The 978-nt window shown below is 48.7% G+C and carries 1 protein-coding gene; it reads left to right on the plus strand.

Features of this window, described 5'->3' with window-relative positions; translation table 11 throughout:
- Positions 1–20: 20 nt before the first annotated feature.
- Positions 21–978: lactate utilization iron-sulfur protein LutB (lutB, locus tag ACWHAR_RS23765; RefSeq protein WP_452088027.1), on the plus strand; the 958-nt coding region annotated here is incomplete at its 3' end.

The raw sequence follows: 978 nt of genomic DNA on the forward strand, positions 1-978 counted from the left end.
ATACAGAGGGGGAAAGGATCATGGCGATGAAAATCGGTACTGACGCTTTTAAAGAGCGGGTATCACAGGGGATTGATAATGAATTTATGAGAGGCGCTGTTTCGGGTGCACAGGAGCGTCTGCGGACGCGGCGCCTAGAGGCAGCAGAAGAACTGGGAAACTGGGAGGAGTGGCGCTCATTATCAGAGGAAATCAGGCAGCATGTCCTTGAAAACCTTGATTTCTATCTTGGACAGCTTGCCGAAAATGTGGCGAAAAGAGGCGGACATGTCTATTTCGCGGAAACAGCGGAAGAGGCGTCTTCTTATATTCGTGATGTCATTCAAAAGAAGAACGGGAAGAAAATTGTGAAATCTAAATCAATGGTCACAGAGGAAATCAATCTGAATGAGGTGCTGGAGAAGGAAGGCTGTGAAGTCGTAGAAACCGATCTCGGGGAGTATATTTTGCAGATTGATGATCACGATCCGCCGTCACATATCGTAGCGCCCGCCCTTCATAAAAATAAAGAGCAGATACGCGATGTGTTTAAAGAAAGGCTGGACTATCAACATACAGAAAAACCGGAAGAGCTGGTGATGCATGCGCGCGCCATTCTCCGGAAAAAGTTTCTGGAAGCGGATATCGGCGTTACCGGCTGTAACTTCGCCATCGCTGACACGGGTTCCGTCAGCCTTGTGACCAATGAAGGAAATGGACGGCTTGTGAGCACCTTGCCGAAAACACAAATTACCGTCATGGGAATGGAGCGGATTGTCCCGTCATTTTCTGAATTTGAAGTGCTAGTCAGCATGCTGACAAGAAGTGCTGTCGGACAGCGGCTGACAAGCTATATTACAGCTTTGACGGGTCCGAAGCTGGAAGGTGAAGTGGACGGTCCGGAAGAATTCCATCTTGTCATCGTTGACAATGGACGATCCAATATCCTTGGAACGGAATTCCAGTCTGTGCTGCAATGTATCCGCTGTGCCGCCTGTA

It is taken from the genome of Bacillus sp. LR--39, assembly GCF_053613335.1.